Raw genomic sequence first — 23,815 nt, 5'->3', positions numbered from 1 at the left:
AACAAGATCTAGGTGAGGGATACTGGATGAGACACGTTTCAGCCGACAGCTCCTGCGCTCCCGTGCAGGGCGCCAATCGTCTCCTGCTCGCCACCGCGAGTCTTGTCGCCCTGGCGGCTGCTGGGCTGGCGACGCCTGCCTTCGCGCAGCAGTCGCAGGAACTGCAGGAAGTGGTCGTGACCGGGTCGCGGATCACCACCAGCGGCTTCACCGCGCCGACGCCGACGCAGGTCGTCGGGGCCGAGGACATCGCGCGCAACGCCGAACCGAACGTCTTCACCACCATCACCCAGCTGCCCTCGCTGCAGGGCTCTTCCGGCGCCTCGGTCAACACCTTCTCGACCTCGAGCGGTCAGCAGGGCCTGAGCGCGTTCTCGCTGCGCGGCCTGGGCACCATCCGCACCCTGACCCTGCTGGACGGACAGCGGGTCGTGCCGTCCAACGTCACCGGCATCGCCGACGTCAGCCTGTTCCCGCAGCTGCTGCTCCAGCGCGTGGACGTGGTCACCGGCGGCGCCTCGGCTTCCTACGGCTCTGACGCGGTCGGCGGCGTGGTGAACTTCATCACCGACAAGACCTTCGAGGGCTTCAAGGCCAACGTCTCGACTGGCGCCACCACCTACGGCGACGGCCAGACCTATCTGGTTCAGGCGGCGGGCGGTAAGTCCTTCCTCGACGGGCGCCTGCGGGTGCAGGTCAGCGGCGAGTACGATGACGAGGCGGGCGTTCCGGCTGGCGGCTTCGGTGAAGAACTGTCCGGCTCGCGCGACTGGTACACCACGGCGACCCTGGTCAACCGCGGCGTCAACACCACGGACGGAGGACCCCAGTACCTCTTCCGCGAACACGCCCAAGCCTACCAGTACACCAAGTACGGCCTGATCAACGCGGGCCCGCTGCAGGGCATCGCCTTCGACCAGAACGGCAATCCGTTCCAGTTCCAGTACGGCTCCAACGGCGTTCCGGCGCGTAACGCCGCCGGCGACGTGATCGGCTGCTACTCGAACGGCGGCTTCTGCGTCGGCGGCGACCTCAGCGGCAACGTGGGCGCCGGCACCTCGCTTCAGTCCAAGCTGAAGCGCGTGAACGGCTACACCCGGATCGCCTTCGACCTGAACGATCACAACGAGATCTACACGACCCTGAACTGGGCTCGGGTGGAATCAATGAACCAGCCGAACCCCGGTTCGCAGTTCAACAACCTGACCATCCAGTGCGCGAACCCGTTCGTGCCGGCTTCGATCTCCGCCGCCTGCGCCGCCAACAACATAACCAGCTTCCGGCTGGGCGCGAGCGGCGCCTTCCTGCCCAACAACATCTCCGTGCACCCGACCCGCACCCAGTTCCGGGCTGTGGTCGGCGCGACCGGCGACTTCGACGTGTTCGGCAAGAACTGGCGCTACGATGCCTATTACACGCACGGCGAAAGCAGCACGGACCTGCACGTCCAGGACATCCTGCTGAACCCGCGCTACCGCGCCGCCATCGACGCGACGGTGGTGAATGGCCAGGTCGTGTGCCGCGATCCGCGCGCCCGGGCCCTGGGCTGCGTTCCGATCAACGTGCTGGGGGGCTTCCTGCCGAGCCGTGAGGCGCTCGCCTACATCCAGCCGGAGAACGGTCCGTTCCAGGACAGCCTCCAGAAGCAGGACGTCGTGAGCGTGAGCTTCAGCGGCGAGATCTTCTCGCTGTGGGCTGGCCCTGTGGCCACCGCGTTCGGCGCTGAACATCGCCGCGAGTGGTACCGCGTCCGCGGCGACTCCTACGGCGACGGCTTCACCGACAGCCCGCCCACGGCGGACTATCCGGTTGACCCGATCCTCGATCCGAACGGCAGCAACTGGTACGCCGGCAACTATCACAGCGGCCGCGGCAAGTACGACGTGACCGAGGCCTTCCTCGAGTTCAACGTTCCGCTGGTGGACAACGAGGCGATCGGCAAGGCGAACCTGAACGTCGCCGGCCGTTGGACCGACTACAGCACCTCCGGCACCGTCTACACCTGGAAGGTCGGCGGCACCTGGGAAACCCCGCTGTCCGGCGTGCGCCTGCGGGCGGTCACCTCGCGCGACGTCCGCGCTCCGAACCTGTCGGAGCTGTTCGCCGCCCCGACCACCACCACCAACCCGAACTTCACGAACCCCTTCACCGGGACGGGCGTGAACGTCCTGGTGAACACCATCGGCAACACCAACCTGACGCCGGAAATCGCCCGCAACACCGAGGCGGGGATTGTGCTGTCGCGTCCGGACTGGCTGCCGGGCCTAAGCCTGTCCTTCGACTACTACAACATCGAAGTCGAAGACGTGATCAACAGCCTGGGCGCCCAGCAGATCGTGAACTTCTGCTTCTCGGGCCTGACCGAGTTCTGCAGCGCCTTCAACTTCAGCCCGCCGAATGGCGCGACCCCGTTCATCAACGCCCAGGTGTTCAACCTCGCGTCGATCAAGACCAGCGGCTTCGACATCGAAGGCAGCTATCAGGTCAGCCTGGAGCGCTTTGGTCTCCCGGGTGAGCTGACGCTGCGCGGTCTGGCCACGCACGTTCGGGAATACAAGACCGATCCTGGCATCCCCGGCACGATCGTGACCGACACCGCTGGTCAGAACACGGGCGCCACGCCGGACTGGAAGTTCCTGGCGATCCAGAACTGGGACGGCGGTCGCTGGAACATCAACCTGCAGGAGCGTTGGTTCAGCGACGGCACCTACGGGAACCAGTACATCGTCTGCCAAACGGGCTGCCCGGTCTCGACCGTGAACAACCCGACCATCGACCAGAACACGATGAAGGGCGCCTTCTACGTCGACCTCGGCGGGTCCTTCGACTTCACCGAGAAGTTCACCGGCTACTTCAAGATCAACAACCTGTTCGATCGCGATCCGGAGCCGTCGCCCCAGACCAACACCGGCCTGGACGTGAACCCGGCGCTCTATGACCTGCTGGGCCGCGTCTACCGCGTGGGCCTGCGGTACAACTTCTAAAAAGCGGGGGCCGCTGCGGCCGCCCCTCTCAGTCGACCTCCCCTATGATCTGCCTTGCGTCCCGGCTTCGCCCGGGACGCCTCTTTGTTGGAGTGTGGAAGATGAAAGCCTGGACCAGCAGTTGGCTCGCGGCCCTGATCATCCTGTTCGCAGCTGTTCAACCAGCCGCGGCCTCCACCTCGGTGTTCGTCACCCAGCCCGACGACCCTTCGGCGATCGTCGTCAGGGGGGCAGGGGATGGTCGGACCGACGACAGCGCCGCCATCCAGAGCGCGCTGGATCAGGCGGCGGCCAAGCCAGGCGGCGGCCTCGTCTTCCTTCCCTCGGGCCGCTACCGGATCAGCAAGACCCTGTTCCTTTGGCCCGGCGTCCGCATCTTCGGCGTGGGGGCCACCCGCCCGGTCATCGAGTTGGGCGACCGCACCCCCGGATTCCAGCGTGGCCTGGCCAACATGCTGATCTTCGCCGGCGGCAAACCGGATCCGGCCCGCAAGGTGCCGTTCCCGCCGCCGGGCAGCGTGCCGTTTAACAAGGACATTCCGGACGCCAATCCGGGCACCTTCTACTCGGCGCTCAGCAACATCGACTTCAAGATCGGCAAGGGAAATCCGGCCGCCACCGCCATTCGCTTCCACGCCGCCCAGCACACCTTTGTCAGCCATGCCGAGTTCGACATCGGCTCGGGCCTGGCGGGGCTGTATCACGTGGCCAACGAGGCCGAGGACCTGCACTTTAAGGGTGGCCGCTACGGCATCCTGGCCGAGAAGCCGTCCCCCGCCTGGGGCTTCGTGCTGATCGACTCCACCTTCGAGGGTCAGCGCGACGCCGCGATCCGCGAGCATGAGGCGGGCCTCGTCCTGGTGAACGTCGCCATGCGCGACACGCCTGTCGGCATCGAGATCGACCGCGGCTACGGCGAGTGGCTGTGGGGCAAGGACGTGCGGTTCGAGAACGTCTCGCGCGCCGGCGTCATCATCTCCAACGAGAACAACGTCTACACCCAGGTAGGCTTCGAAAACGCCGTGGCGTCCAATACGCCGGTGTTCGCGCGCTTCCGCGACAGCGGCCGGACGGTGCCGGGGCAAGGCCGGGCCTATCGGATGAAGTCCTTCACCTATGGCCTGACGGTGCCGGGCCTCGCCCAGGTGGGCGAATACAAGACCTTGGCCGACGCCGAGCCGCTGTCTGCCATGCCAGCGCGCCGCGAACTCGCCATCCGGCCGTTGCCGCCCACCCGCGACTGGGTGAGCGTCAAGTCGCTAGGCGCCAAGGGCGACGACAGCACCGATGACACGGCGGTGATCCAGCGCGCCATCGACACCCACAAGGTCGTCTACTTCCCGGCCGGCTTCTACCGCGTCACGGACACCCTGCGCCTGAAGCCGGACACCATACTGGTCGCGCTGCACCCGAGCCTGACCCAGATCACGCTGCCGGACCGGACGCCCGCCTTCCAGGGCGTCGGCGCGCCCAAGGCGCTGGTCGAGGCCCCGCGCGGCGGGGACAACATCGTCTCGGGCCTTGGCCTCTACACCGGCGGCATCAACCCGCGGGCCACCGCGCTGCTGTGGATGGCCGGCGAGCGCTCGCTCGTGAACGACGTCAAGTTCCAGGGCGGCCACGGGACCAACCTCTTCGACGGCAGTCGCTTCAACCCCTACAACGCCACCGCTTCTGGCGACCCCGATCCGGCCAAGCGCTGGGACGGCCAGTACCCGAGCCTGTGGATCACCAATGGCGGCGGCGGCACCTTCGCCAACATCTGGAGCCCCAGCACCTACGCCCAGTCGGCGATCTACATCTCGGACACCGAAACGCCGGGCCGCATCTACCAGACCTCGGTGGAGCACCACGTGCGCACCGAGATCAGCCTGAACCGCGTGGCCAACTGGGAGCTGCTTGCGCCGCAGGGCGAAGAGGAAGCGGGGGAGGGCGAGAACACCATCCCGCTCGAGATCCGCGACTCCCGCAACATCCTGATCGCCAACTTCCACGGCTATCGCGTCACGCGCACCCGCAAGGCCGCGCCGGCGGCGATCCGCCTCTACAACTCGCACGATATCCGCTTCCGCAACGTGGCTGTGAACGGCGAGAGCGGCCTTGGGACCTGCGACGAGAACGGCTGCGCGACCTTCCTGCGCATCAACAAGTACCCGTTCAGCAACGCCATCCAGGACATGACCAGCGGGCTGGAAGTGCGCGAGCGCCAGTTCGCCGTGCTGGACATCCCGGCCAACCCGCCGCCTGTGGCCCCGTCGAGCTTCCCGGCCGGCGCGCGGGTCGAAAAGCTGGCTGACGGCTTCACGTCCGTGGCCGGCGCGGCCGTGGACCAAGCTGGCACGCTCTACTTCGCTGACCGGCGGCCGGCGCACCGCATCTACAGCTGGTCGCCCGAGCGCAAGCTGTCGATCGTGCGCGACCAGCCGCTGGATCCGGTGAACCTCGCCGTCGACCGGTCCGGCAACCTGATGGTGCTGTCTTCGGATGGCCGCAACGGGACCGTCTACAGCTTCAAGCCGGGCAGCCCGGACACCGAGCTCACGGTGATCCAGCCCACGCCCGTGGCGGAGCGGAGCGGCGCCCTGACTGCCCTGCCGGTCAACTGGTGGAACAATGGCGAGTTCAAGGATCAGCTCGACCTCAAGACCTATCAGTTCACCACCCTGGCCGAGATGTTCGCCCGCGACATGGCTGTGCCCAAGGCGCAGGAATACGTCTCCCCGGATGGCAGCCTGGTCATGCCGGCCTTCCGCACCTTCCAGCAGGGCCCGCCGGATTGGCGCTCGCTCAAGTTCTCGGACGCCCTGGACACCTACGGCTTCATTACCGGCCGGCCAGGCGAGCGGGTGCTGGTCACCAACAGCTCGGAGAACAAGACCTATAGCGGGCGGCTCGGCCGCGGCGGCGCGCTCACGGACCTTAAGGTGTTCGCAAATCGAGGCGGGGAGGGCGTCGCCACCGGTCCGGACGGGCGCGTGTACGTCGCCAACGGCCAGGTCTTCGTCTACGGCGCCGACGGACAGGAGCTCGGCCGGATCGACGTTCCGGAACGTCCGCTGCAGCTGGTCTTCGGCGGCCCGGGGCGCCGAACGCTCTACATCCTGACCCACCACACCCTGTATGCGGTGCAGCCGAACTGAACGGCTGAGCTTCACCGAGCTTCAAGCCCGCGTGCTTCGGTGCGCGGGCTTTTTGCTGCTCGCATCCACGCTGATATTCACGCGCAAGAGAGTGAGCGTTGACAGCGTGGGCGGTGCGGGCGCATCGTCTGTCCCAAGGCCCGGCACAAGATCGGAGCCGCTCGGGAGAGACGACCTTGAAGGCACTCGCAAGCTCGCCGGCTCGCGCCTGCATCTTAGGCCCAACGCCCTGCATGGCGCTTGAGCAATTCGCGACGGCTTGCGACGCGACTGCGATCTGAGCCATGGCCGTCGCGTCTGTTTCCGAAGAGCCGCCGGCCGCCGCCATGTCAGGCGCAAAGCCGGGTCCGCGCGCCTGGTTCGTGCTGGGCGCGCTCTGCTTCGTCTATGTGCTGAACTTCCTTGATCGGCAGCTTCTGTCGATCCTAGCCAAGCCGATCCAGGACGAGCTTGGCGTCACGGATGGCCAGCTCGGCCGGATCAGCGGCCTCTATTTCGCGCTGTTCTACTGCCTGATCTCGCTGCCGGTCGGCTGGCTGGCCGACCGCACCAATCGAGTTCGAGTGTTGTCCTTCGCCTGCGCCTTGTGGAGCGCGGCGACCGTGGCGTGCGGCCTGTCGCGCACCTATCCGCAGCTGGTGGCCGCCCGCATGGCGGTGGGCGTCGGGGAAGCCGGCGGCGTGCCGCCGTCCTACGCCATCATCTCGGACTACTTCCCGCCTGGCCGTCGGGGAACGGCGCTCGGCATCTTCAATCTCGGGCCGCCGATCGGGCAGGCGCTGGGCGTCGCGTTCGGCGCCTCCGTGGCCGCGGCCTACAGCTGGCGCAGCGCCTTTCTAGCGGTCGGCGTGATCGGCATCGTCACCGCCGTGGTCGTCTTCCTGACCGTGCGCGAGCCGCCGCGCGGCGGCCTGGACACAGCGCCAAAGGCCGCTGCGGGCCCGGCCGCCAGCTTCTGGGGCACGCTGGGCATGTTCTTCAGCCGGCCGGCGCTGCTGCTGGCGGCGCTGGGGGGCGGCGCGACCCAGTTCATCACCTATGGCGTCGGCAACTTCACGACCCTATTCCTGATCCGGGAGAAGGGGATGACGCTGGAGGAGATCGCCGTCTGGTTCGCCCTGGTGGTGCTCGTCGGCATGGGCGGCGGGATCTTCGTCTCCGGACGGGTCATCGACCGGTTCACCCGCAAGTCCAAGGCGGCCTACGCCCTGGTGCCGGCCGCGTCGCTGGCGCTCGCCGTGCCGTTTTTCCTGGGCTTCATCTGGGCGCCGACCTGGCCGCTGGCGCTCGCCCTGCTGCTGGGGCCGACCTTCCTGAACTACTTCTACCTGTCGTCCACCGTGGCCCTGGTTCAGGAAGAGGTCGCGCCGAACCAGCGGGTGTTGTCGGGCGCCATCCTGCTTCTGGTGATGAACCTGATCGGCCTGGGGCTCGGACCCACATATGTCGGCGCCGCCAGCGACTTCCTGCGGGAGGCTCATCCGACCAACTCGCTGCAACTCGCCTTTTTCACGCTGACGCCGTTCTACTTGCTCGCCATCGGCCTGTTCCTGTGGCTGGCGCGCGTGCTGCGCAAGGAAGCCGTGGCGGCATGATCCGGCGACGCCTTCTTCTTGCGGCCGCGGCCGCTCTCTTGGCGAGCCCGGCGCAGGCCCAGACCAGCCCAATGGTCCGTGCGCCTGCAGGCCCGGTCCAAGGACGCCTGGAGGCGGGCGTGCGCGCCTTCAAAGGCATTCCGTACGCCGCTCCGCCCGTCGGCGCCCAACGTTGGCGGGCGCCGACGACTGCGGCCGCCTGGACCAAGGTGCTCGACGCCGCCGAGTTCGGCCCCGCCTGCGTGCAGCCGGCCGGCGCGCCGACCAGCATCTATTCCAGCGACCTGGGCGCCACGAGCGAGGACTGCCTGTCGCTCAACGTCTGGACGCCTGCCGACGCGCGCGGCGCGCCGGTCATGGTGTGGATCCATGGCGGCTCCCTGGTGGGCGGCTCCAGCCGTGAGGCCATGTACGACGGCGCGGCCCTGGCGCGACGCGGCATCGTCGTGGTGTCGATCAATTACCGGCTGGGCGTGCTCGGCTATCTGGCGCACCCGGAGCTGAGCGCCGAGTCGCCGGACCGCGTCTCCGGCAACTACGGTCTGCTCGACCAGATCGAGGCTCTGCGCTGGGTCCAGCGCAACATCGCAGCCTTTGGCGGTGATCCCGCCAAGGTGACGGTGGCCGGGGAGTCGGCCGGCGCGCTCAGCGTCATGTACCTCATGGCCGCGCCCGCCGCCCGTGACCTGTTCCGCGGGGCGATCCTCCAGAGCGCCTACATGATCTCGATGCCGGAGTTGCGCGAAGCCCGCTTCGGTGAGCCCGCGGCCGAGGCGCGGGGCCTTCAGCTGCAGGCCGAGCTCAAGGCCGCCAGTCTCGCCGACCTTCGCGCGATGGTGCCGCTCGAACTCACCAAGGCGGCGGCGGGCGCGCGTTTCCGTTCCTCAGGCGTGGTCGACGGCAAGGTGCTTCCGCGCCAACTGGTGGAGGTCTTCGACCGCGGTGAGCAGGCGCCGGTTCCGGTTCTGGCCGGCTTCAACAGCGGGGAGATCCGCTCGCTGCGTGTGCTGGCGCCGCCTGCGCCGCCGAGCCCGGCCGACTACCAGGCGACCATCCGCAAGCAGTATGGCGAACTCGCCGAGGCGTTCCTGCGCCTGTACCCCGCCGCCGACATGGCCGAGAGCATTCTGGCGACGACGCGAGACGCCCTCTACGGCTGGACGGCGGAACGTCTCGTGCGGAAGCAGACCGCCCTGGGCCGGCCCGCCTTCCTTTATCTGTTCGACCATGGCTATCCGGCCGCGGAGGCGGCCAACCTTCACGCCTTCCACGCCAGCGAGCTGCCGTACGTTTTCGACACGGCCGCCCGCACGCCGCCGCTCTGGCCCAAGCCGCCGGCCACCGCGCAGGAAGCCGCGCTGACCCGGGTCATGGGCGATCATTGGGCCGCGTTCGTTCGCACCGGAACGCCGAAAACCTCGGGCTCGCCCTGGCCGGCTTACGGGCTGGGGAAAGCCTATGTCGCGTTTGAGGATGGGCCGCGTGTGAAGCACGCGCTGCACCCCGGCATGTTCGAGCTGCACGAGGCTGTGGTGTGCCGCCGGCGCATGCAGGGCGGCACGCCTTGGAATTGGAACGTTGGTTTGGCTTCGCCGCCGCTGCCGCCTCAGAGTTCGGAGTGCCGATGATCGACGGGGCGATGCAGTCCTATCCGCTTACCCTCGACAAGTTCCTGGAGCACGCCGCCAAGTGGCACCCTCGTGCGGAGGTCGTCACCGCCCGCGGCGAGGGTCGCGTCGACCGGGTGGGGTACGCCGAACTCCTCGATCGCAGCCAGCGGGTCTCTGCCGTGCTGCATGGAATGGGCGTGCGGCAGGGCGACAAGGTTGCGACCTTGGCCTGGAACACCCAGGCCCACGTGGAGGCGTGGTATGCGGTCATGGGGATGGGGGCGGTCTGCCACACCCTGAACCCGCGCCTGACTGCCGAGCAGTTGGCGGCCATGATCCAACAGTCCGGCGCGCGCGTGCTGGTGTTCAGCGCAGACCTGGCGCAGCTCGCCCAGCAGATCGCCGGCCAAGCGCCCGATCTTGAGATCCTGTTGGCCATCGACGGTGACGCGTCGGTTGGAACGCGTGAGCTGGAGCCGCTGATCGAGGCGGCGCCCGGCGCTCTCGCCTGGGGCGGTTTCGACGAGACCTCGCCTTCGGGCCTCTGCTTCACGTCCGGAACGACAGGAGCGCCCAAAGGCGTCACCTACACTCATCGGTCCAGCTTCCTGCACGCGCTTCGCCTGCTGCAGGCGGACGTGATGGCGCTGTCGCACCGGGACAGCATCCTCACCGTGGTGCCGATGTTCCACGCCAACGCGTGGGGGCTGCCGTTCGCCGCTCCGGCGGTGGGGGCGAAGCTGGTGCTGCCTGGCCGCCAGGCGGACGGGGCAAGCCTCGCCGAGCTGATCCGGTCTGAGGCGGTCACCGTGGCGGTGGGCGTGCCGACCGTCTGGCTGGGCCTGCTGGAGCACCTGGAGACGGTGGGCGGCGAGACCCCCAGCCTGGAGCGGATCATCATGGGCGGCGCGCCGCTGGCGCCTGCGCTGATGGAGCGGATCGAGGCTCGCCTGCAGGTGAAGGTGCAGACCAGCTGGGGGATGACCGAGCTGTCGCCCTCCGGCACGGTTTCGCCGCCCAACCTGCCTGTGCGTTCGGCGGCGCTGGCCGGTCGTCCGGCTATCGGCGTGGACCTGTTGATCACCGACGCCAACGGCATGCCGCTGCCCGAGCAGAGGGGCGCGGAGGGGCATCTGCGCGTGCGCGGCGCCGCGGTGGTGGAGCGCTACTTCGGGCAGCAGGAGCCGGCGGCCGGGCCCGGCGGCTGGTTCGCCACCGGCGACCTCGCGCGGATCGATGACGACGGCAACCTGATGATCACCGGCCGCGCCAAGGATCTGATCAAGTCCGGGGGCGAGTGGATCAACCCGGCGGAGATCGAGGCTGTGGTGGGCGCCTTGCCGGAAGTCTCGCAGGCGGCGGTGATCGGCCGATCTGATGACAAATGGGGCGAGCGCCCGATCCTGCTGGTGGAGATGCGCGACACCGCCGCCCTGAGCGACGATGCGCTGCTGGCGCCTCTGGCAGGTCGCGTCGCTCCCTGGTGGGTGCCGGACGAGGTGGTGCGTCTGGAAAGCATGCCGCTCGCCGCGACCGGCAAGATCGACAAGCTTCGGCTGCGCCGGGAATACGGAGAGCGCCGAGCGCCCGCTCAGCCCCAGGAGCGATCAGCTTGACGCTCGCCGCAGCAATACGGAAAGAGTACGCCGTGTCCGAAACTGCGAAAACCCGGCGAGGCTCCAGCAAGGCCGAGCAACGCGCCGAGACCATGGAGCAGATCCTGGACGCGGCGGAGCACCTGTTCTCCAAGCACGGGCTCTATGGAGTCACCCTGAAGGACGTCGCCCAGCGGGTGGGCGTGCACCACACGCTGCTGAACTACTACTTCGAGGACAAGAAGAAGCTATTCGACGCCGTGTTCGCACGGCGTGCGGTGGTCACCAGCGAGCGTCGGATGAAGGCGCTGGACGAGTACGACGCCGCGACGGGCGGAAAACCCACGGTGGAGGGGGCGCTGCATGCGTTCCTGGACACCGACCTCGACCTCTACATCGAAGGCGGCGAGAGCTGGAAGAACTACGGCGCGCTCGGCGCGCAGGTAGCCAACACGCCCGAATGGGGCGCCGAACTGATGGACCAGCACTTCGATCCGGTGGTGCTGCGGCTGATCGGGCTGCTGAAGAAAGCGCTCCCGGACTGCGCCGAAGAGGACATCTTCTGGGGCTACCACTTCGTCACTGGCGCGCTGCTTCTGACGCTCGCGCGCACGGGGCGTATCGACAAGCTGTCCAACGGCCTGTGCCGCTCGGAAGACTTTGTCGCGGTGAAGAAGCGGATGGCCTCGTTCATGGCCGCCGGCTTCCTGAGCATCTGCAAGCCCAAGACGGCGTCGTAAGCGGCCTCTGACGCAAGTTCGCCCTGCGCGACGTCCGGCACGTTCTTGATACTAGCTAGCGCGTGAGTGAATATTGAGCCGCAGCTGCGGTGGGGAAGGGAGCTTCAACATGAGTCTTCAAGGTCGGGTCGCCATCGTCACCGGCTCTGGCGGGGGGCTTGGACGGGCCCATGCCCTGTTCCTGGCGCGCCAGGGCGCCAAGGTCGTCATCAACGACATCTCGCACGAGGCGGCCGAGCGCGTCGTCGCCGAGATCGAACGCGCTGGCGGCCAGGCTCTGGCGGCGTCTGGATCCGTCACCAACGAGGCGGCCGTCGCGGCCATGGTGGAGCGGGTGATGGCGGCGTGGGGCCGCGTCGACATCCTGGTCAACAACGCCGGCATCTTGCGCGACAAGAGCTTCGCCAAGATGAGCCTCGACGACTTCCGGCTGGTGGTCGACGTGCACCTCATGGGCGCCGCGATCTGCACCAAGGCGGTTTGGGAGATCATGCGCGAGCAGCGCTACGGTCGGGTGGTGATGACCACCTCATCGTCGGGGCTCTTCGGCAACTTCGGCCAGGCCAACTACGGCGCCGCCAAGATGGCGCTGGTGGGCCTGATGCAGACCCTCGCCATCGAGGGCGAGCGCTATGGGGTGCGGGTGAACTGCCTGGCCCCCACCGCCGCGACCCAGATGACCCACGGCGTGCTTTCGGAGGAAAGCCTGGAGCGGCTGGACCCCACGCTCGTGAGCCCCGGCCTGCTGGCCCTGGTCGGCGAGGACGCGCCCACCCGCGCCATCCTTTGCGCGGGCGCCGGCCACTTCGCCACGGCGCACGTCACGTTGTCGGAAGGACTGTATATCGGGGCCGGCGACGCGGCGGGCCAGATGGTGGCCGAGCAGTGGCCGGCGGTCGCCGACCGCAGCGGCGACATCGTACCCGCCTACGGCTTCGTCCAAGCCGAGCGGGAGCTGGCGAGCGCGGGGCTGCCCCTGCGGGCGGCGGTGGCCGCCCGCTGATCCCCGGAAGCTCAGGCGCCGCCCTGGTCCCACGCGAGCACGGTCTGCTGCTGCTCGCCCAGCTTCTCGACGCCCAGCCGCATGACGTCGCCGGCCTTCAGGAACACCTGCGGCTTGCGGCCCATGCCGACGCCCGGCGGAGTGCCGGTGGTGACGATGTCGCCGGGTTCCAGGGTCATGAAGCGGCTGATGTAGCTGATCAGGGTAGCGATCCCGAACACCATGGTCTGGGACGAGCCGGACTGCATCCGCTGGCCGTTCACCTCGAGCCACATGTCCAGCGACTGCGGATCGCCGACCTCGTCCGCCGTGACCAGCCACGGACCCACAGGGCCGAAGGTGTCGCAGCCCTTGCCCTTGTCCCAGGTGCCACCGCGTTCGAGCTGGTATTCGCGCTCGGACACGTCGTTCACGCAGACGTAGCCGGCGACGTGGGAGAGGGCGTCGGCCTCTTCGACGTAGCGGGCGGTCCGACCGATCACCACGCCGAGTTCGACTTCCCAGTCGGTCTTCGTTGAACCTTTGGGCAGCATCACCGGGTCGTTGGGGCCCTGCAGGCAGCTTACCGCCTTGGTGAAGAGGACAGGCTCGGCCGGAAGCGGCAGGCCGGACTCGGCCGCGTGGTCAGCGAAGTTGAGGCCGACGGCGATGAACTTGCGCGTGCCGGCCACCGGAACACCGAGCCGCGGTTCGCCATCGATTACCGGCAGCTCGCCGATGTCTAGGCTCGCCAGCCGCGCAAGGCCCTCGGGAGAGATCTCGGCCGGGCCGAGATCGGCGATCACGCCGGACAGGTCGCGGATGCGGCCTTCGTCGTCCAGCAGGCCAGGCTTTTCGCCGCCCTTCGGGCCGTAGCGCAGCAACTTCATCGTTCAACTCCCCCTCGACGTCGCCAGGACGCACCGCTCACCTACAGGCGGTTCGGCCAACCTGCCCAGGTGATGTGCGGGCGTCTAGCCGGCGCGGCCAGGAGCGCTCGCGCGCCGGGGGCGACAAGCCACGGCCGCCACCGCGAGGAGCAAGGCGGCGCAGCCCAGAGCGGCGTAGGCCACCAGCGGCTGGTCGCTTCGTTCCGCGACGAAGGCGCCCACCAAGCCCCAAGCCACGGGCGCCGCATAGCTCGCGAAGCGGGTCGCGAGCAGGGTTGCAATGGCGATGGCGCCGGCGGCCAAGACGCCGACGATAGCGGCGGGCGTCCGCAGGCTCGGCTCGATCAGCCCTTCGGCTGTGGCGACCGTGAGCACGTTGACGATGCTGGCGGCCGTGAGCCACCCGGCCAGAAGCGCAATGGGCCAAAGCACCGTCAGCCGCTCCGGCCAGGTGAAGTCGCGGCCGGTGCGGGCGAGGCGGCTTAGCCCGACCAAGGCGGCGACAAGGCCCGCAAAGATGATGGCTACCGTCAGCCAGCGCTGATCGGCGCCCGCCGCGAGGATCCACAGCCCGCAGCAGAGGCTGGCAAGCGCCAGCGGACCGTCGAGCGCCCTCTCGCGCGCGCCGCCCGGCCGGAGGAGACGGCGCACCGCGTAGGCCGCCAGCCCCGTGTAGATCACGCCCCAGATGGAGAAGGCGTAGCCGGCGACCCGCAGCGTCTGATCTCCGCTCTGGGAGAACTCGCTGGCCGTAAGGCCCCAGTTCGTCAGCGCCTGGAACGCCGGAGCGCCGAGCGCGACTGCAATCCCGAACCAAACCGCAAGGCGAAGCCATCCCGGACCATCGCCACGGCTCGCGCCCCACGAGCCGGCATGAGCTCCTCTGTGGATGTGATCGGTCACCTGCGGTCCTCCTGGGCTTGCGCCTCCGACGCTCAAGGTCGGGAGCGAAACGCTGCGTTTCAACGTCCGTTGCCGCGCCGGGACATGGCTGCGGTCTTGCCATAGAAACAGGAGCTACCCTCGTTCACGCGGCTTCGGAGGCCGTCCTGGAAGAACTCGTCGTCGTTCTCATCCTGCTGGCCGCGGTCGTGCTCAGCGGTGCGTTGGCGCGCGCCACGCGCATCGCGCTGCCGCTCGTGCAGATCATGATGGGCGCGGCGATCGCCCTGTCGCCGATCGAAACGGTGGTGCTGGACCCAGAGCTGTTCTTCGTCCTGTTCCTTCCGCCGCTTCTGTTCCTCGATGGCTGGCGGATCCCCAAGGGCGACCTGTTCCGCGACAGGGCGGTGATCGTCGAACTGGCGCTCGGCCTCGTCGTGCTGACGGTGGCCGGGCTCGGGATGCTGATCCACTGGATGATCCCGGCCATGCCGTTGCCGGTGGCGTTCGCCCTGGCGGCGATCGTCTCGCCCACCGATCCGATCGCGGTCTCCGCCGTGGCGGCGCGCGCGCCGATCCCCCGTCGGATGATGCACATTCTGGAAGGCGAAAGCCTGCTGAACGACGCTTCGGGCCTGGTTTGCATGCGCTTCGCCGTGGCGGCGATGCTGACCGGCGCGTTCTCGCTGGTCGATGCGGTTCAGACCTTCGCCTGGCTGGCGGTCGGCGGCGTGGCCATCGGGGTCGCCACCGCTTTCGTCATCACGCGGTTGAAGACCTGGGCCTCGGCGCGCCTGGGTGAGGACAGCGGCTCGCAGATCATCGTCAGCCTTCTGATCCCCTTTGCCGCCTACCTCTCAGCGGAGCACTTCCACTGCTCGGGCATCCTGGCGGCTGTGGCGGCCGGCATCACCATGAGCTTCGCTGAGACGGGGGCGGCGATGGCAGTGACGCGGGTGCGGCGCACGGCGGTTTGGGACACCGTCCAGTTCGCGGCCAACGGCGCGATCTTTGTTCTGCTCGGCGAGCAGATGCCGAACATTGTGGCGGGCGCGGCTCAGACCGTCCGCTTGACCGGCCACGCCGAGCCCTGGTGGCTCGCGGTCTATGTGCTCGCCATCGTGGCGGCCCTGGCTGCGCTGCGCTTCGCCTGGGTCTGGACCTCGCTGCGCCTGACCTGGTTCCGCGCTGGCCTGCGTGGGGAGCCTCGGCGGAATGGCAGCCGTCGGCTGCTGCTTGCGATGTCGTTGGCCGGCGTTCGCGGCGCGATCACTCTGGCCGGCATCCTGACCCTGCCGCTGACCCTGAACGACGGCACGCCCTTTCCGGCCCGGGACCTCGCCATCTTCCTGGCCGCAGGCGTGATTGTGGTGACCTTGCTGATCGCAACGTTCGCCCTGCCGCCGATCCTGCGGGGGCTTGAGCTGCCGCCCCATCCGTCCGTGCAGGCGCGGGAGGATGCGATCCGCGTCGCCGCGGCCGAAGCAGCGATCCAGGCGATCGAGGCCGAGCAGCACCGCCTGGCGGAAGGTCGTCCCGACGCCGATCTCTATGCCGAGGCCGCCGGGCGGGTGATGGAGCTCTACCGCCTGCGCATCGACCGGCGCGGTCTGGACCCTGAGAGCCGCGTGCAGCGGCGGCGCATCGAGGAAGTGGAGCGCCGTCTCCGGGTGGCGGGCCTCGGCGGGGAGCGCGCCCGTCTCTTTGAAGCGGGGAGAAGCGGTGAGCTGCCCGAGGACTCTGTTCGGCGCCTCGTGCGTGAGATCGATCTTCTCGAGGCCCGCTACAGCGCGGGATCGGCCCACCAGTAGGCGGAGAAGGTGCGATGCCTGTGACCAGCCCCGACGATGGCGACCTCCTGGTCCGTCCCGCAAGAGGCGGGGACACGGAGGCTCTGGGCCGGCTGGGCGCCGCTCTCGTCGAACTCCACCACGGTTTTGATGCGCAGCGCTTCCTCAAGCGGACGCCGCAAACCGAGCAGGGCTACGGCGCCTTCCTGCGCAGCGAGCTGACCCGGTCCGAGGTCGTCATGCTGGTGGCCGAGCGGGCGGGACGCGTTTGCGGCTACGTCTACGCAGCGCTGGAGGGCGTCGACTACATGGCGCTGCGCGGGCCGGCGGGGGTCGTCTACGACTTGATGGTGGAGCCGGCGCAGCGGCGGCAGGGCGTCGGCCGTCGCCTCCTTGAGACCGCCATGCGCGAGCTGGTGGTCCGCGGCGCGCCGCGTGTGGTGCTATCCACCGCCGAGCGCAATCACGAGGCCCGGCGGCTGTTCGAGAGCCTGCAGTTCCGGCAGACCATGATCGAGATGACCTGGGAGCCGCCGGACCCAACCCCGGGCTAGAGCCCGACGTCCAGGAACCGCTCGATCTTGGCGTTGGCGTCCGTCAGCCGGAAGTTGGAGATCATCACCCGGGCGCTCATGGCGTCCCGCAGCGGCTCCGAGAGGCTGTAGGGACCGCGTTCCGCATAAGCCCGCAGGCCGATCAGGCCCAACGCGCCGTGGCAGATCTCCTGAAGCAGCTCCGAGCAAACGATCTTCAGCCGCTTCACCCGCGCCGTTCGCTCAAGGCCGAGGCCGCCGGCCGCTCCGCTGGCGCGTTCGGCTTCGGCGGCCGACCAGTCGGCGATGGAGTCGCGGATCAGCGCCAACATGGTGTGGTGCTTGTCGACCAGGCGGCTGAGCTCGATGCGGGCGAGAGCGGCTTCCTCGCCGTCCTTCAGCTCCTTGCCGAGGTAGCGCTTGGTCGTGTCCAGCGCGCGCTTGGCGATGCCGCTCCAGAGGGCCGCCCAAAGGATGTGAACGGACGGCGTCATCGTCTCGCGAGCGATGATCGGATAGCCCTCCGGGAAGATGGCCCCTTCCTCGAAGCGGGCGTCGAAGCCATAGGGCCGGTTCAGGATCCCGCGCATGCCGATGAAGCCCACGTCCGGACCGGGCCGCAGCTCCATGCGGGCGGTTTCGGCAGCGATCAGGACCTGCGATTTGCGGCCATCCGGCAGCACCCGCATTGCCGTGACCAGAACGGCGCCGGCGTGGTCCATGTAGGAGATGTTGGGGCTCTGCTTGGTGACCAGCAGGTCGCCCGACGCCTCCTCCTCGATCGTGCAGATCGAGGTCAGCACGTCGCCGCCGATCCCCTTTTCCGATGTGCCGCTGGCCACCAGGCGCTGCTCGCCCGCCAGGCGCGCGGTCACGTCCTGCAGGAACGGCGTGGTTCCGTGGCGCAGAAGGGTCAGCACCTGGGACATATGCATCGCGTAGGTCAGACCCGCCGAGCCGCTCAGGCGGCCGACGTTCGCCGCGATCCGCGCCGTCTCCAGCATTGAAGCGCCGAGGCCGCCCAGCGCGGCAGGCGCTGGCGCCCACAGCAGACGGTCGGTCCTCAGCTGCGCCAGCACCGCGTCCGAGAACGCCTTCTCGTCCAGGCCGGCAGGCTCTACGCCGAGCCTCGCGCCTAGGGTCCGGGACAGCTCAACGGGATCGGAAACCGCTGAAGCGGGCGGCGGGGCGGCGGCTTGCCGTTCGGCAGGAGCTTCCGAGGTCATGATCATGTGGCGCGTCCCTGAAACATCGCCCGGACTGCGGCGAAGTCCGGCTTGCCGTTGGGTGTAAGCGGAAAGGCTTCGATGACCCGGTATTCCCGGGGCTGCATGTGCGGCGACAGCTCGCGTCGCGCGAAGGCCTTGAGTTCCGGCACAGGGTCCGGACCGTCCTCCGCAGCGATGACCGCCGCGGCGACCATCTCGCCCATGAGCTCATGCGGCACTCCCACCACGGCGACGTCACGCACCAGCTGCGCCTGCCGAATGGCGGTCTCGACCTCATCCGGGCTGACCCGCACGCCCATGGACTTGATGAGCCGGTCGCGCCGGCCCTTGATCATCAGGAAGCCGTCTTCGTCCTTCCAGCCAAGGTCGCCGGTGAACACCGCGGGGGGAGGGGCAAGGCCGCCATAGTTCCAGCGCGGGTCGGGCCGGCGAACCCGTGCGGTCGCCTCTTCCTGGCCCCAGTAGCCCAGGAAGGCGCCCACGCCGCGGTGCACGATTTCGCCGATCTCGCCGGGTTCGGCCGTCTCGCCGTTCTCCCGCAGCACGTCGAGGCTGACCCCCGGATAGGCGAACCCGACTGACTCCGGCCGCTCCCGGGCAAGCTCCACCGGCAGGCCCGCGCTCCGGTAGGTTTCGGTCATCCCGTAGTTGAGCGACAGGTCGCAGTGATCGAAGACCTTCAGCACGTCGGCGAAGATCGCCGGCGCGATCAGCCCGCCGGTGTTGGTGACGAGCCGGATGGAGCTGACATCGGTCTGGCGCAGCGGCGAGACGCCCCGCAGCAGCAGCGCGAAGATGGAGGGCAGCCCGGCCAAGATCGTCGGACGGTGCGCCTCGATCGCCTCGCACAAGGCGAAGGAGTTGCGCGCCGTCGGCAGAACCTGCGTGACGCCCAGCAGCACTGTGGAGAGCAACTGGCCATAGCCGTAGTCGAAGGACCACGGGATCGGGCAGAGGATGCGATCCTCGCCGCGTAGACCCAGGTGGTGCGCCACGCCCAGGCAGCCCGCCGCCAGGTTCGCGTGCGATTGGGTCACGCCCTTGGGTGCGCCGGTCGAGCCGGATGTGAAGAAGATCGAGGCCGGCTCATGGTCATGGACACCGAGGCGCCCAAGACCTTCCAGGGGCTCGCCGCGGGCCGGACCCAGGCTGATCACGGGGACTTCGTCCACCGTCTCCGCGGCCGCATGGGCATGCGCCTCGTCGGCAAGGATCAGCCGCGGCTCGGTGACGTTGGCGGCGTGTCGCAGGTGCGAGAGCGGGGCTTCGTCGTTCACCAGGGCTAGGATGCCGCCGCACATCCAAACGCCGAGGATCGCCGCCGCCAGCTCGGGGGAATTCCCCGACCAGATGAGGCAGCGCTCGCCTGGCTGCAGGCCGTGGCGCCGCAGCTCGGCGCCATAGCGCGCCGCCCACAGGTGCAACTCGGAGAAGCTGACGCTTCGGTCGCCCTGCACGATGGCAGGTTCGCCACCGCGTCTTTCCACGGTGGCTTCGAACATGCGCCACAGGGCGGCGGCCATTTCAGCCAGCTCCTGTTCCGCTGCGCGGCTGGCCCTGGGCGTCCACGGTCGTCCAGGTGTTCAGCGCACTTTCCGTGGCGTCGCGGATCTCGTCCCCCACCAGCAGGACCTCTGCAGGTTCGGGATGGCTGATGAAGCGGGTCGGGCTGGCGGTCAGGCCATAGGCGCCGGAGTTCTCCACCGCGATGACATCGCCGAGGCGGACCTCCGGCAAGGTCAGCTTGGAGGCCAGCACGTCGATGCTCGTGCAGAGCGGGCCCACCAGCGTGTACTCGGCCGGCGCACCCTGCGGATTGGAGATGTTGTCGAACCGCCAGTTGCGGCGGATCACCGTCCCCATCATGCCGCAGGCCGCCAGATGGTTGTTGAAGCCAGCGTCGCAGGCGCGAAGCTCTGTGCCCCGGCTGTGCTTCTGGGCGATGACGCCCGTCAGCAGCCATCCGGCGGGCGCCACCAGCCACCGGCCGAGCTCCAGCACGCAGCGGGCGTTGGCGAAGGTGGGGTCGCGCTTCAACTCGTCGATCATCGGAACGGCCGTCGCCGCCACCGCTTCGATGTCCAGCGGCTGCTCGCCCGCGCCGTACGGCACGCCGAACCCGGAGCCGAACACCAGCTTGCGCGGTGCGATGCCGGACCGGGCGGCCGCCCGGCGGAACAGCTCGATGAAGATCGCGAAGTTCTGGGTGATTGCCTCGGGGTCCAGGCTGTTGGTGCCCGAGTAGATGTGGAAGCCCACCAAATCGAGGCCGGGCAGCTGCTGGATGCGGTCGATGGCCTCGTCCAGCACCTCCTCGTCGACGCCGAACTGGCTCGCCTTGCCGGAGAAGCTGACGCCGAACTTCTTCGGCCCGTTGGCGGGATTGATGCGGATCAGCACCGGCTGGCGCACTCCGCGCTCCCGCGCGGCGGAGTCGGCCAGCTCGGCTTCGGCGACGGACTCGAGCACCAGCTCGCCGATCTGCTGCTCCACGGCGCCGCGGACCTCTCCGGCTCGTTTGGCGGGCCCGGAAAAGGTGATCCGCTCCGCCGGACAGCCGACCAGCAAGGCGCGCTCCACCTCCCGGTAGGAGGAGACGTCCAGCGTGTCGACGTAAGGCAGCAGCCCCGCCAGCAGCTGGAGGTTCGGGTTCGCCTTGACCGCGTAGCTCAGGCCGAAGCGGCCCTGGAATGTTTCGGTGAGCGCCTGGCAACGCCGCACCGCCTCGTCCAGGTCGTAGACATAGACGGGCGTGCCCGTCTGCGCCGCCACCTGGAGGAGGCGGGCGCGCATCTCGCTCGTGCGCGCGCCTTTCGCCAAGTTGTTCAGGATGCAGCCGCCTCTTGCCCGAGCGCCGCCGACTGGCCCGCAGCATAGGCCAGGATGCGCTCGATGGTGTCGAAGTTCTCGAGGTTGACATCGACGGGGTCGATCATGAACCCGCCCTCGGTTTCCAGGAACGACAGAAGGCTCACCAGCGAGAAGCTGTCGATCAGCCCGGAGCTGAACAGCGGCGCATCGGGTGCGAGATCGGCTTCCTTGACCGTCAGCTCCTCCTGGAGGAACCGCATCAGGTTTTCTTTCGTCACTGCCATAGTCACGTCCATCGTCTTGGAATTGGGAAACGGTGAGGGCTAGAGCGCCTTCACAACGCGGATCATTCCGGGGAACTGACCCCGGTAATGCTCGGGCCCGAACCGGGCATGTTCTTCAAACCCCCACTTCGCCATCGCCCCCAGCACCTTGTCGTTGCCGAGGATCGCCGTATTGCCGAGAGCCGTGTGTCCGAGGGCCCGCGCCTGTCTGGCATGGGCTTCGATCAGCCGGCCGTAGAGACCCTGGCGGCGCAAGTCGGGCCGCACCGCGGCGTACTCCAGCACGTAATCCGTCGGATGCTCGAGCTGCGGAGCGTTGCCGAACAGGCCGAAGAAGCTGGTGTACTTGCGCCAAAATTCGCGTGCGACCTCCGGGCTCCAGCCCAGATGAGCCGACACGGCTTTGAAGCCCTGCGCCGTCAGCGGACGGCGGTCGGACATCGAAGATATGAAATAAGCCATCGCCGCACCCGGCGTTCCATCGGGCGCGTCTATGATGAAGAAGCTGTCCAGCTGTCCCCAGTTGTTGGCGCCGACTTCCAGCAGCGCTTCATGAAAGGCGATGGGGTCCGTGCCCGAGCCTTCAAGCGCCGCGTCGAAGATCCCATAGCCCACGCCGGGCAGCATGGATTCGTACATCGCCCAGGCGAGGAACGGGATATCCGCCGCGTGGGCGCGACGAACGCCAGGATTCGTATCCACGGCTTCAGGCTCAACCAGCGGTTCAGGCATGACTAGGCGCTCACGAGCCCGGGTTGCGGGTCGGGCGAGCGCAGAATCTGGCGCAGCGGCAGGTCAAGGACGCCTCCCTCACAGGCTTGACTGTACGATTAACGCCGCTCAACGGCAGCGGTTGCCGCGAGCTCGGCAGTTTCGTGGCGGAATTTCGGCGCCGGGGAGGATCAGAAAGGCGCGGTGCTGCGTTGCACAGTGCGCTCAAGCCACAGAGCGCAATCTATCCAATAGCTTGTGGACAACCCGCGCCGGCGAGCGCAACTTTAGGGGGCGCCTTGAAGATGGGCTTTTTGGCGGCAGGGGAAAAGCGCTTCGTGCTCGAGCCGTCTATTCAGCTGGGCGACATCGACGTCGAACACCCCCTTTCCACCGAGTTCATCCCCGTCAGTTTCGAGGGCCATGCCGGCGTGTTGCACCGGCCGACGAGCAAGCCGCGTCTGGGCGTTACGGTGGTCATTTGCCCGCCAGCCGGGCGCGATGCGCGTTGCGCCTACCGGCCGATGTTTCTGTGGGCAGAAGATCTGGCGCGTCGCGGCTTCCAGGTCCTGCGCTACGATAACCTGGGGGAGGGGGACTCCCTCGGCCTTGAGCCGGAGGCGGATCAATGGGACGCTTGGCTCGGCGGCGTGCACGCGGCTGCGGCTTTCGCCCGCGCCTACACGGGCGCCCAGCAGTTGGTGCTGTGCGGTGTTCGCGCCGGCGGCGCACTCGCCCTCGCGGCGGCCGAAAGTGTCAAGCCTGACGGGGTCATGCTGCTGTCGCCGACGCCCAGCGGAGCGGCCTGGTTGCGTGACCTGCGCTTCGCCGCAGCGATCCAGCGTGCGCCCGCCACAACCGATGGCTCCATCGAAGTCGACGGCGTGCGGCTTTCCGCGGCGACGATCCAAAGTCTCCAGTCCGTGGACGTGACTAAGACGCCGCGCGTCTGGCGCGACGCCTTCATGGCCGCGCCGCCCTCCGGCGCGGCGCTGGCCGCGACCCTTGGCCCCGACGCGACGGTGCGGCCCTTCGAAGGACACGCTGCTTTCTTCAAGGAGCCTCACGTCAACGAGCAGCCGACGCGTGTGCTTGAGGAAGCTGCCGAGTGGCTGGAGTATTTCGCGGCTGGCGCGCCCCGCCCCAAGAAGGCGCCGGCGCTGGCCCCGGCAGTCCTGGAGCAGGGCGGGTGGCGCGAGCGGCCGGTGGCGTTCGGCGACGGTTTGCGCGGGGTGCTCTGCCTGCCGTCTAACGGCGGCGGCGCCCGCGCCGTTCTTATCGGCAACACCGCGGGCGATCCGCGCGCCGGCATTGGCGGGTTCGCCGCCCAGGCCTGCCGCACGCTCGCCAAGGCCGGCGTCGCCGCGTTGCGCTTCGATTTCCGGGGTGTTGGCGAAAGCGCATCGGGCGAGGCCTGGCGCAGCCATCCCTACGACACCCCGCGTCTGCCAGACTTCCGGGCGGCGGCTGAGCTCGTCCGTGCGCACGGCTACAGCGAAATCACCCTGCTCGGCGTCTGCACGGGCGGCTATCACGCGATCCAGGCGGTTCTGGATGACCCGCAGTTCGATCGGGCGATCGCCATCAACAGCTGGCTGGTCTGGCGGCCCGAGCGGATGCCGCTCCAGATGCGGTCGGAGATGGCGCTGAACGGAGCCGACCCGCTCAAGCCGCCGGCGCCGCCGCCGGCGAAGGACGGGCTGACGCCAAGGGTGGCGCGCAAGCTCCAGGGGCTGGTCTCCTCGACGATTCCCGATGCGCCGTGCCGAAAGGTTCGGGCCCGGCTCCAGGCGGCGGCCCGGCGCGGCGTGCGCGTTCACTTGATCCTTGGCCGTGGCGACGCTTCGACGCGCAGCCTGGAAGCGGAGTTCGGCCTGGAGTGCGGGTGGATCGCCCGCCAACGCGGATTCACCGTCTCGATGCGTCGCGACATCGACCACGCGTTGTTCTCGCCTCAGAGCCAGCGAAACGCCATGGGCGACATTCTCCGGGCGCTGGAGCTCGCGCCCGCCGCGCATCGCCTGCCCAAGAGCGCTTGA

The 23,815-nt window shown here is 68.4% G+C and carries 17 protein-coding genes; 10 read left to right on the top strand and 7 right to left on the bottom strand.

Annotation, left to right across the window (positions count from 1 at the left end; all coding sequences use genetic code 11):
* The first annotated feature begins 26 nt into the window (after positions 1-26).
* From DJ018_RS14840 to DJ018_RS14810, 7 genes are all read left to right on the top strand, one after another.
* Positions 27-2,984 carry a TonB-dependent receptor plug domain-containing protein gene (locus DJ018_RS14840; protein WP_111515725.1) on the top strand — a complete coding sequence of 986 codons (2,958 nt, stop codon included), beginning with the start codon at positions 27-29 and terminating at the stop codon, positions 2,982-2,984.
* Between the two features lie 101 nt (positions 2,985-3,085).
* Positions 3,086-6,124, top strand: coding sequence for a glycosyl hydrolase family 28-related protein (locus tag DJ018_RS14835; protein ID WP_111515724.1), 3,039 nt, complete (start codon positions 3,086-3,088; stop codon positions 6,122-6,124).
* A 284-nt stretch (positions 6,125-6,408) separates the two neighbouring features.
* Positions 6,409-7,719: a spinster family MFS transporter gene (locus tag DJ018_RS14830; RefSeq protein WP_111515723.1), complete on the top strand. Its 1,311-nt coding sequence runs from the start codon at positions 6,409-6,411 to the stop codon at positions 7,717-7,719.
* Positions 7,716-9,347 (top strand): carboxylesterase/lipase family protein, encoded by a 1,632-nt coding sequence (locus DJ018_RS14825; protein ID WP_111515722.1) that lies wholly within the window; start codon positions 7,716-7,718, stop codon positions 9,345-9,347. Before DJ018_RS14830 ends, DJ018_RS14825 begins: the two co-directional genes overlap by 4 nt.
* Positions 9,344-10,945, top strand: a complete 1,602-nt coding sequence (locus DJ018_RS14820; RefSeq protein ID WP_111515721.1) for a long-chain-fatty-acid--CoA ligase — start codon at positions 9,344-9,346, stop codon at positions 10,943-10,945. The genes DJ018_RS14825 and DJ018_RS14820 overlap by 4 nt, the downstream gene beginning before the upstream one ends.
* A 32-nt stretch (positions 10,946-10,977) precedes the next feature.
* On the top strand, positions 10,978-11,664 hold the full coding sequence (locus tag DJ018_RS14815; RefSeq protein WP_111515720.1) for a TetR/AcrR family transcriptional regulator: 687 nt from the start codon (positions 10,978-10,980) through the stop codon (positions 11,662-11,664).
* A gap of 109 nt (positions 11,665-11,773) precedes the next feature.
* The gene (locus tag DJ018_RS14810; RefSeq protein ID WP_111515719.1) at positions 11,774-12,667 is read left to right on the top strand and encodes an SDR family NAD(P)-dependent oxidoreductase; all 894 of its coding nucleotides are present in this window, start codon (positions 11,774-11,776) and stop codon (positions 12,665-12,667) included.
* An 11-nt stretch (positions 12,668-12,678) separates the two neighbouring features.
* Here DJ018_RS14810 and DJ018_RS14805 read toward each other — a convergent pair whose 3' ends face one another.
* Both DJ018_RS14805 and DJ018_RS14800 read right to left on the bottom strand, forming a co-directional pair.
* Complete coding sequence (locus DJ018_RS14805) at positions 12,679-13,536, bottom strand: fumarylacetoacetate hydrolase family protein (RefSeq protein ID WP_111515718.1); 858 nt, start codon at positions 13,534-13,536, stop codon at positions 12,679-12,681.
* A gap of 84 nt (positions 13,537-13,620) precedes the next feature.
* Positions 13,621-14,439 carry a hypothetical protein gene (locus DJ018_RS14800; protein ID WP_111515717.1) on the bottom strand — a complete coding sequence of 273 codons (819 nt, stop codon included), beginning with the start codon at positions 14,437-14,439 and terminating at the stop codon, positions 13,621-13,623.
* Positions 14,440-14,540: 101 nt separating this feature from the next.
* Between DJ018_RS14800 and DJ018_RS14795 the strand changes: the two genes are divergently transcribed.
* Positions 14,541-16,229 carry a Na+/H+ antiporter gene (locus DJ018_RS14795; protein ID WP_338066146.1) on the top strand — a complete coding sequence of 563 codons (1,689 nt, stop codon included), beginning with the start codon at positions 14,541-14,543 and terminating at the stop codon, positions 16,227-16,229.
* Positions 16,230-16,243: 14 nt separating this feature from the next.
* On the top strand, positions 16,244-16,762 hold the full coding sequence (locus DJ018_RS14790) for a GNAT family N-acetyltransferase (RefSeq protein ID WP_111515716.1): 519 nt from the start codon (positions 16,244-16,246) through the stop codon (positions 16,760-16,762).
* Here the strand turns inward: DJ018_RS14790 and DJ018_RS14785 are convergent.
* From DJ018_RS14785 to DJ018_RS14765, 5 genes are all read right to left on the bottom strand, one after another.
* Positions 16,759-17,973 carry an acyl-CoA dehydrogenase family protein gene (locus tag DJ018_RS14785; RefSeq protein ID WP_111515715.1) on the bottom strand — a complete coding sequence of 405 codons (1,215 nt, stop codon included), beginning with the start codon at positions 17,971-17,973 and terminating at the stop codon, positions 16,759-16,761. The two genes, DJ018_RS14790 and DJ018_RS14785, sit on opposite strands and share 4 nt — an antisense overlap.
* Entirely contained in the window at positions 17,970-19,493 is a 1,524-nt protein-coding gene (locus DJ018_RS14780) for a class I adenylate-forming enzyme family protein (protein WP_111515714.1), read from the bottom strand. Before DJ018_RS14780 ends, DJ018_RS14785 begins: the two co-directional genes overlap by 4 nt.
* Before the next feature lies 1 nt (position 19,494).
* Positions 19,495-20,763, bottom strand: coding sequence for a type III PLP-dependent enzyme domain-containing protein (locus DJ018_RS14775; protein WP_111515713.1), 1,269 nt, complete (start codon positions 20,761-20,763; stop codon positions 19,495-19,497).
* Positions 20,764-20,795: 32 nt separating this feature from the next.
* Positions 20,796-21,041 carry an acyl carrier protein gene (locus DJ018_RS14770; protein WP_165842935.1) on the bottom strand — a complete coding sequence of 82 codons (246 nt, stop codon included), beginning with the start codon at positions 21,039-21,041 and terminating at the stop codon, positions 20,796-20,798.
* Between the two features lie 63 nt (positions 21,042-21,104).
* Positions 21,105-21,797 (bottom strand): hypothetical protein, encoded by a 693-nt coding sequence (locus DJ018_RS14765; protein ID WP_111515711.1) that lies wholly within the window; start codon positions 21,795-21,797, stop codon positions 21,105-21,107.
* A gap of 284 nt (positions 21,798-22,081) precedes the next feature.
* Between DJ018_RS14765 and DJ018_RS14760 the strand changes: the two genes are divergently transcribed.
* Positions 22,082-23,815 (top strand): alpha/beta fold hydrolase, encoded by a 1,734-nt coding sequence (locus DJ018_RS14760; RefSeq protein WP_111515710.1) that lies wholly within the window; start codon positions 22,082-22,084, stop codon positions 23,813-23,815.

The organism is Phenylobacterium deserti (assembly GCF_003254705.1).
GTDB lineage: Bacteria > Pseudomonadota > Alphaproteobacteria > Caulobacterales > Caulobacteraceae > Phenylobacterium > Phenylobacterium deserti.
This window is presented reverse-complemented; position numbering and strand designations above follow the sequence as displayed.

What these genes read in the sequence shown, in the direction of transcription:
- DJ018_RS14805 (WP_111515718.1), bottom strand. Translation starts at nt 13,536, where the DNA reads ATGAAGTTGCTGCGCTACGGCCCGAAGGGCGGCGAAAAGCCTGGCCTG.
- DJ018_RS14785 (WP_111515715.1), bottom strand. Translation starts at nt 17,973, where the DNA reads ATGATCATGACCTCGGAAGCTCCTGCCGAACGGCAAGCCGCCGCCCCG.
- DJ018_RS14760 (WP_111515710.1), top strand. Translation starts at nt 22,082, where the DNA reads ATGGGCTTTTTGGCGGCAGGGGAAAAGCGCTTCGTGCTCGAGCCGTCT.
- DJ018_RS14830 (WP_111515723.1), top strand. Translation starts at nt 6,409, where the DNA reads ATGGCCGTCGCGTCTGTTTCCGAAGAGCCGCCGGCCGCCGCCATGTCA.
- DJ018_RS14790 (WP_111515716.1), top strand. Translation starts at nt 16,244, where the DNA reads ATGCCTGTGACCAGCCCCGACGATGGCGACCTCCTGGTCCGTCCCGCA.
- DJ018_RS14840 (WP_111515725.1), top strand. Translation starts at nt 27, where the DNA reads ATGAGACACGTTTCAGCCGACAGCTCCTGCGCTCCCGTGCAGGGCGCC.
- DJ018_RS14810 (WP_111515719.1), top strand. Translation starts at nt 11,774, where the DNA reads ATGAGTCTTCAAGGTCGGGTCGCCATCGTCACCGGCTCTGGCGGGGGG.
- DJ018_RS14770 (WP_165842935.1), bottom strand. Translation starts at nt 21,041, where the DNA reads ATGCGGTTCCTCCAGGAGGAGCTGACGGTCAAGGAAGCCGATCTCGCA.
- DJ018_RS14765 (WP_111515711.1), bottom strand. Translation starts at nt 21,797, where the DNA reads ATGCCTGAACCGCTGGTTGAGCCTGAAGCCGTGGATACGAATCCTGGC.
- DJ018_RS14775 (WP_111515713.1), bottom strand. Translation starts at nt 20,763, where the DNA reads ATGCGCGCCCGCCTCCTCCAGGTGGCGGCGCAGACGGGCACGCCCGTC.
- DJ018_RS14835 (WP_111515724.1), top strand. Translation starts at nt 3,086, where the DNA reads ATGAAAGCCTGGACCAGCAGTTGGCTCGCGGCCCTGATCATCCTGTTC.
- DJ018_RS14825 (WP_111515722.1), top strand. Translation starts at nt 7,716, where the DNA reads ATGATCCGGCGACGCCTTCTTCTTGCGGCCGCGGCCGCTCTCTTGGCG.
- DJ018_RS14780 (WP_111515714.1), bottom strand. Translation starts at nt 19,493, where the DNA reads ATGGCCGCCGCCCTGTGGCGCATGTTCGAAGCCACCGTGGAAAGACGC.
- DJ018_RS14820 (WP_111515721.1), top strand. Translation starts at nt 9,344, where the DNA reads ATGATCGACGGGGCGATGCAGTCCTATCCGCTTACCCTCGACAAGTTC.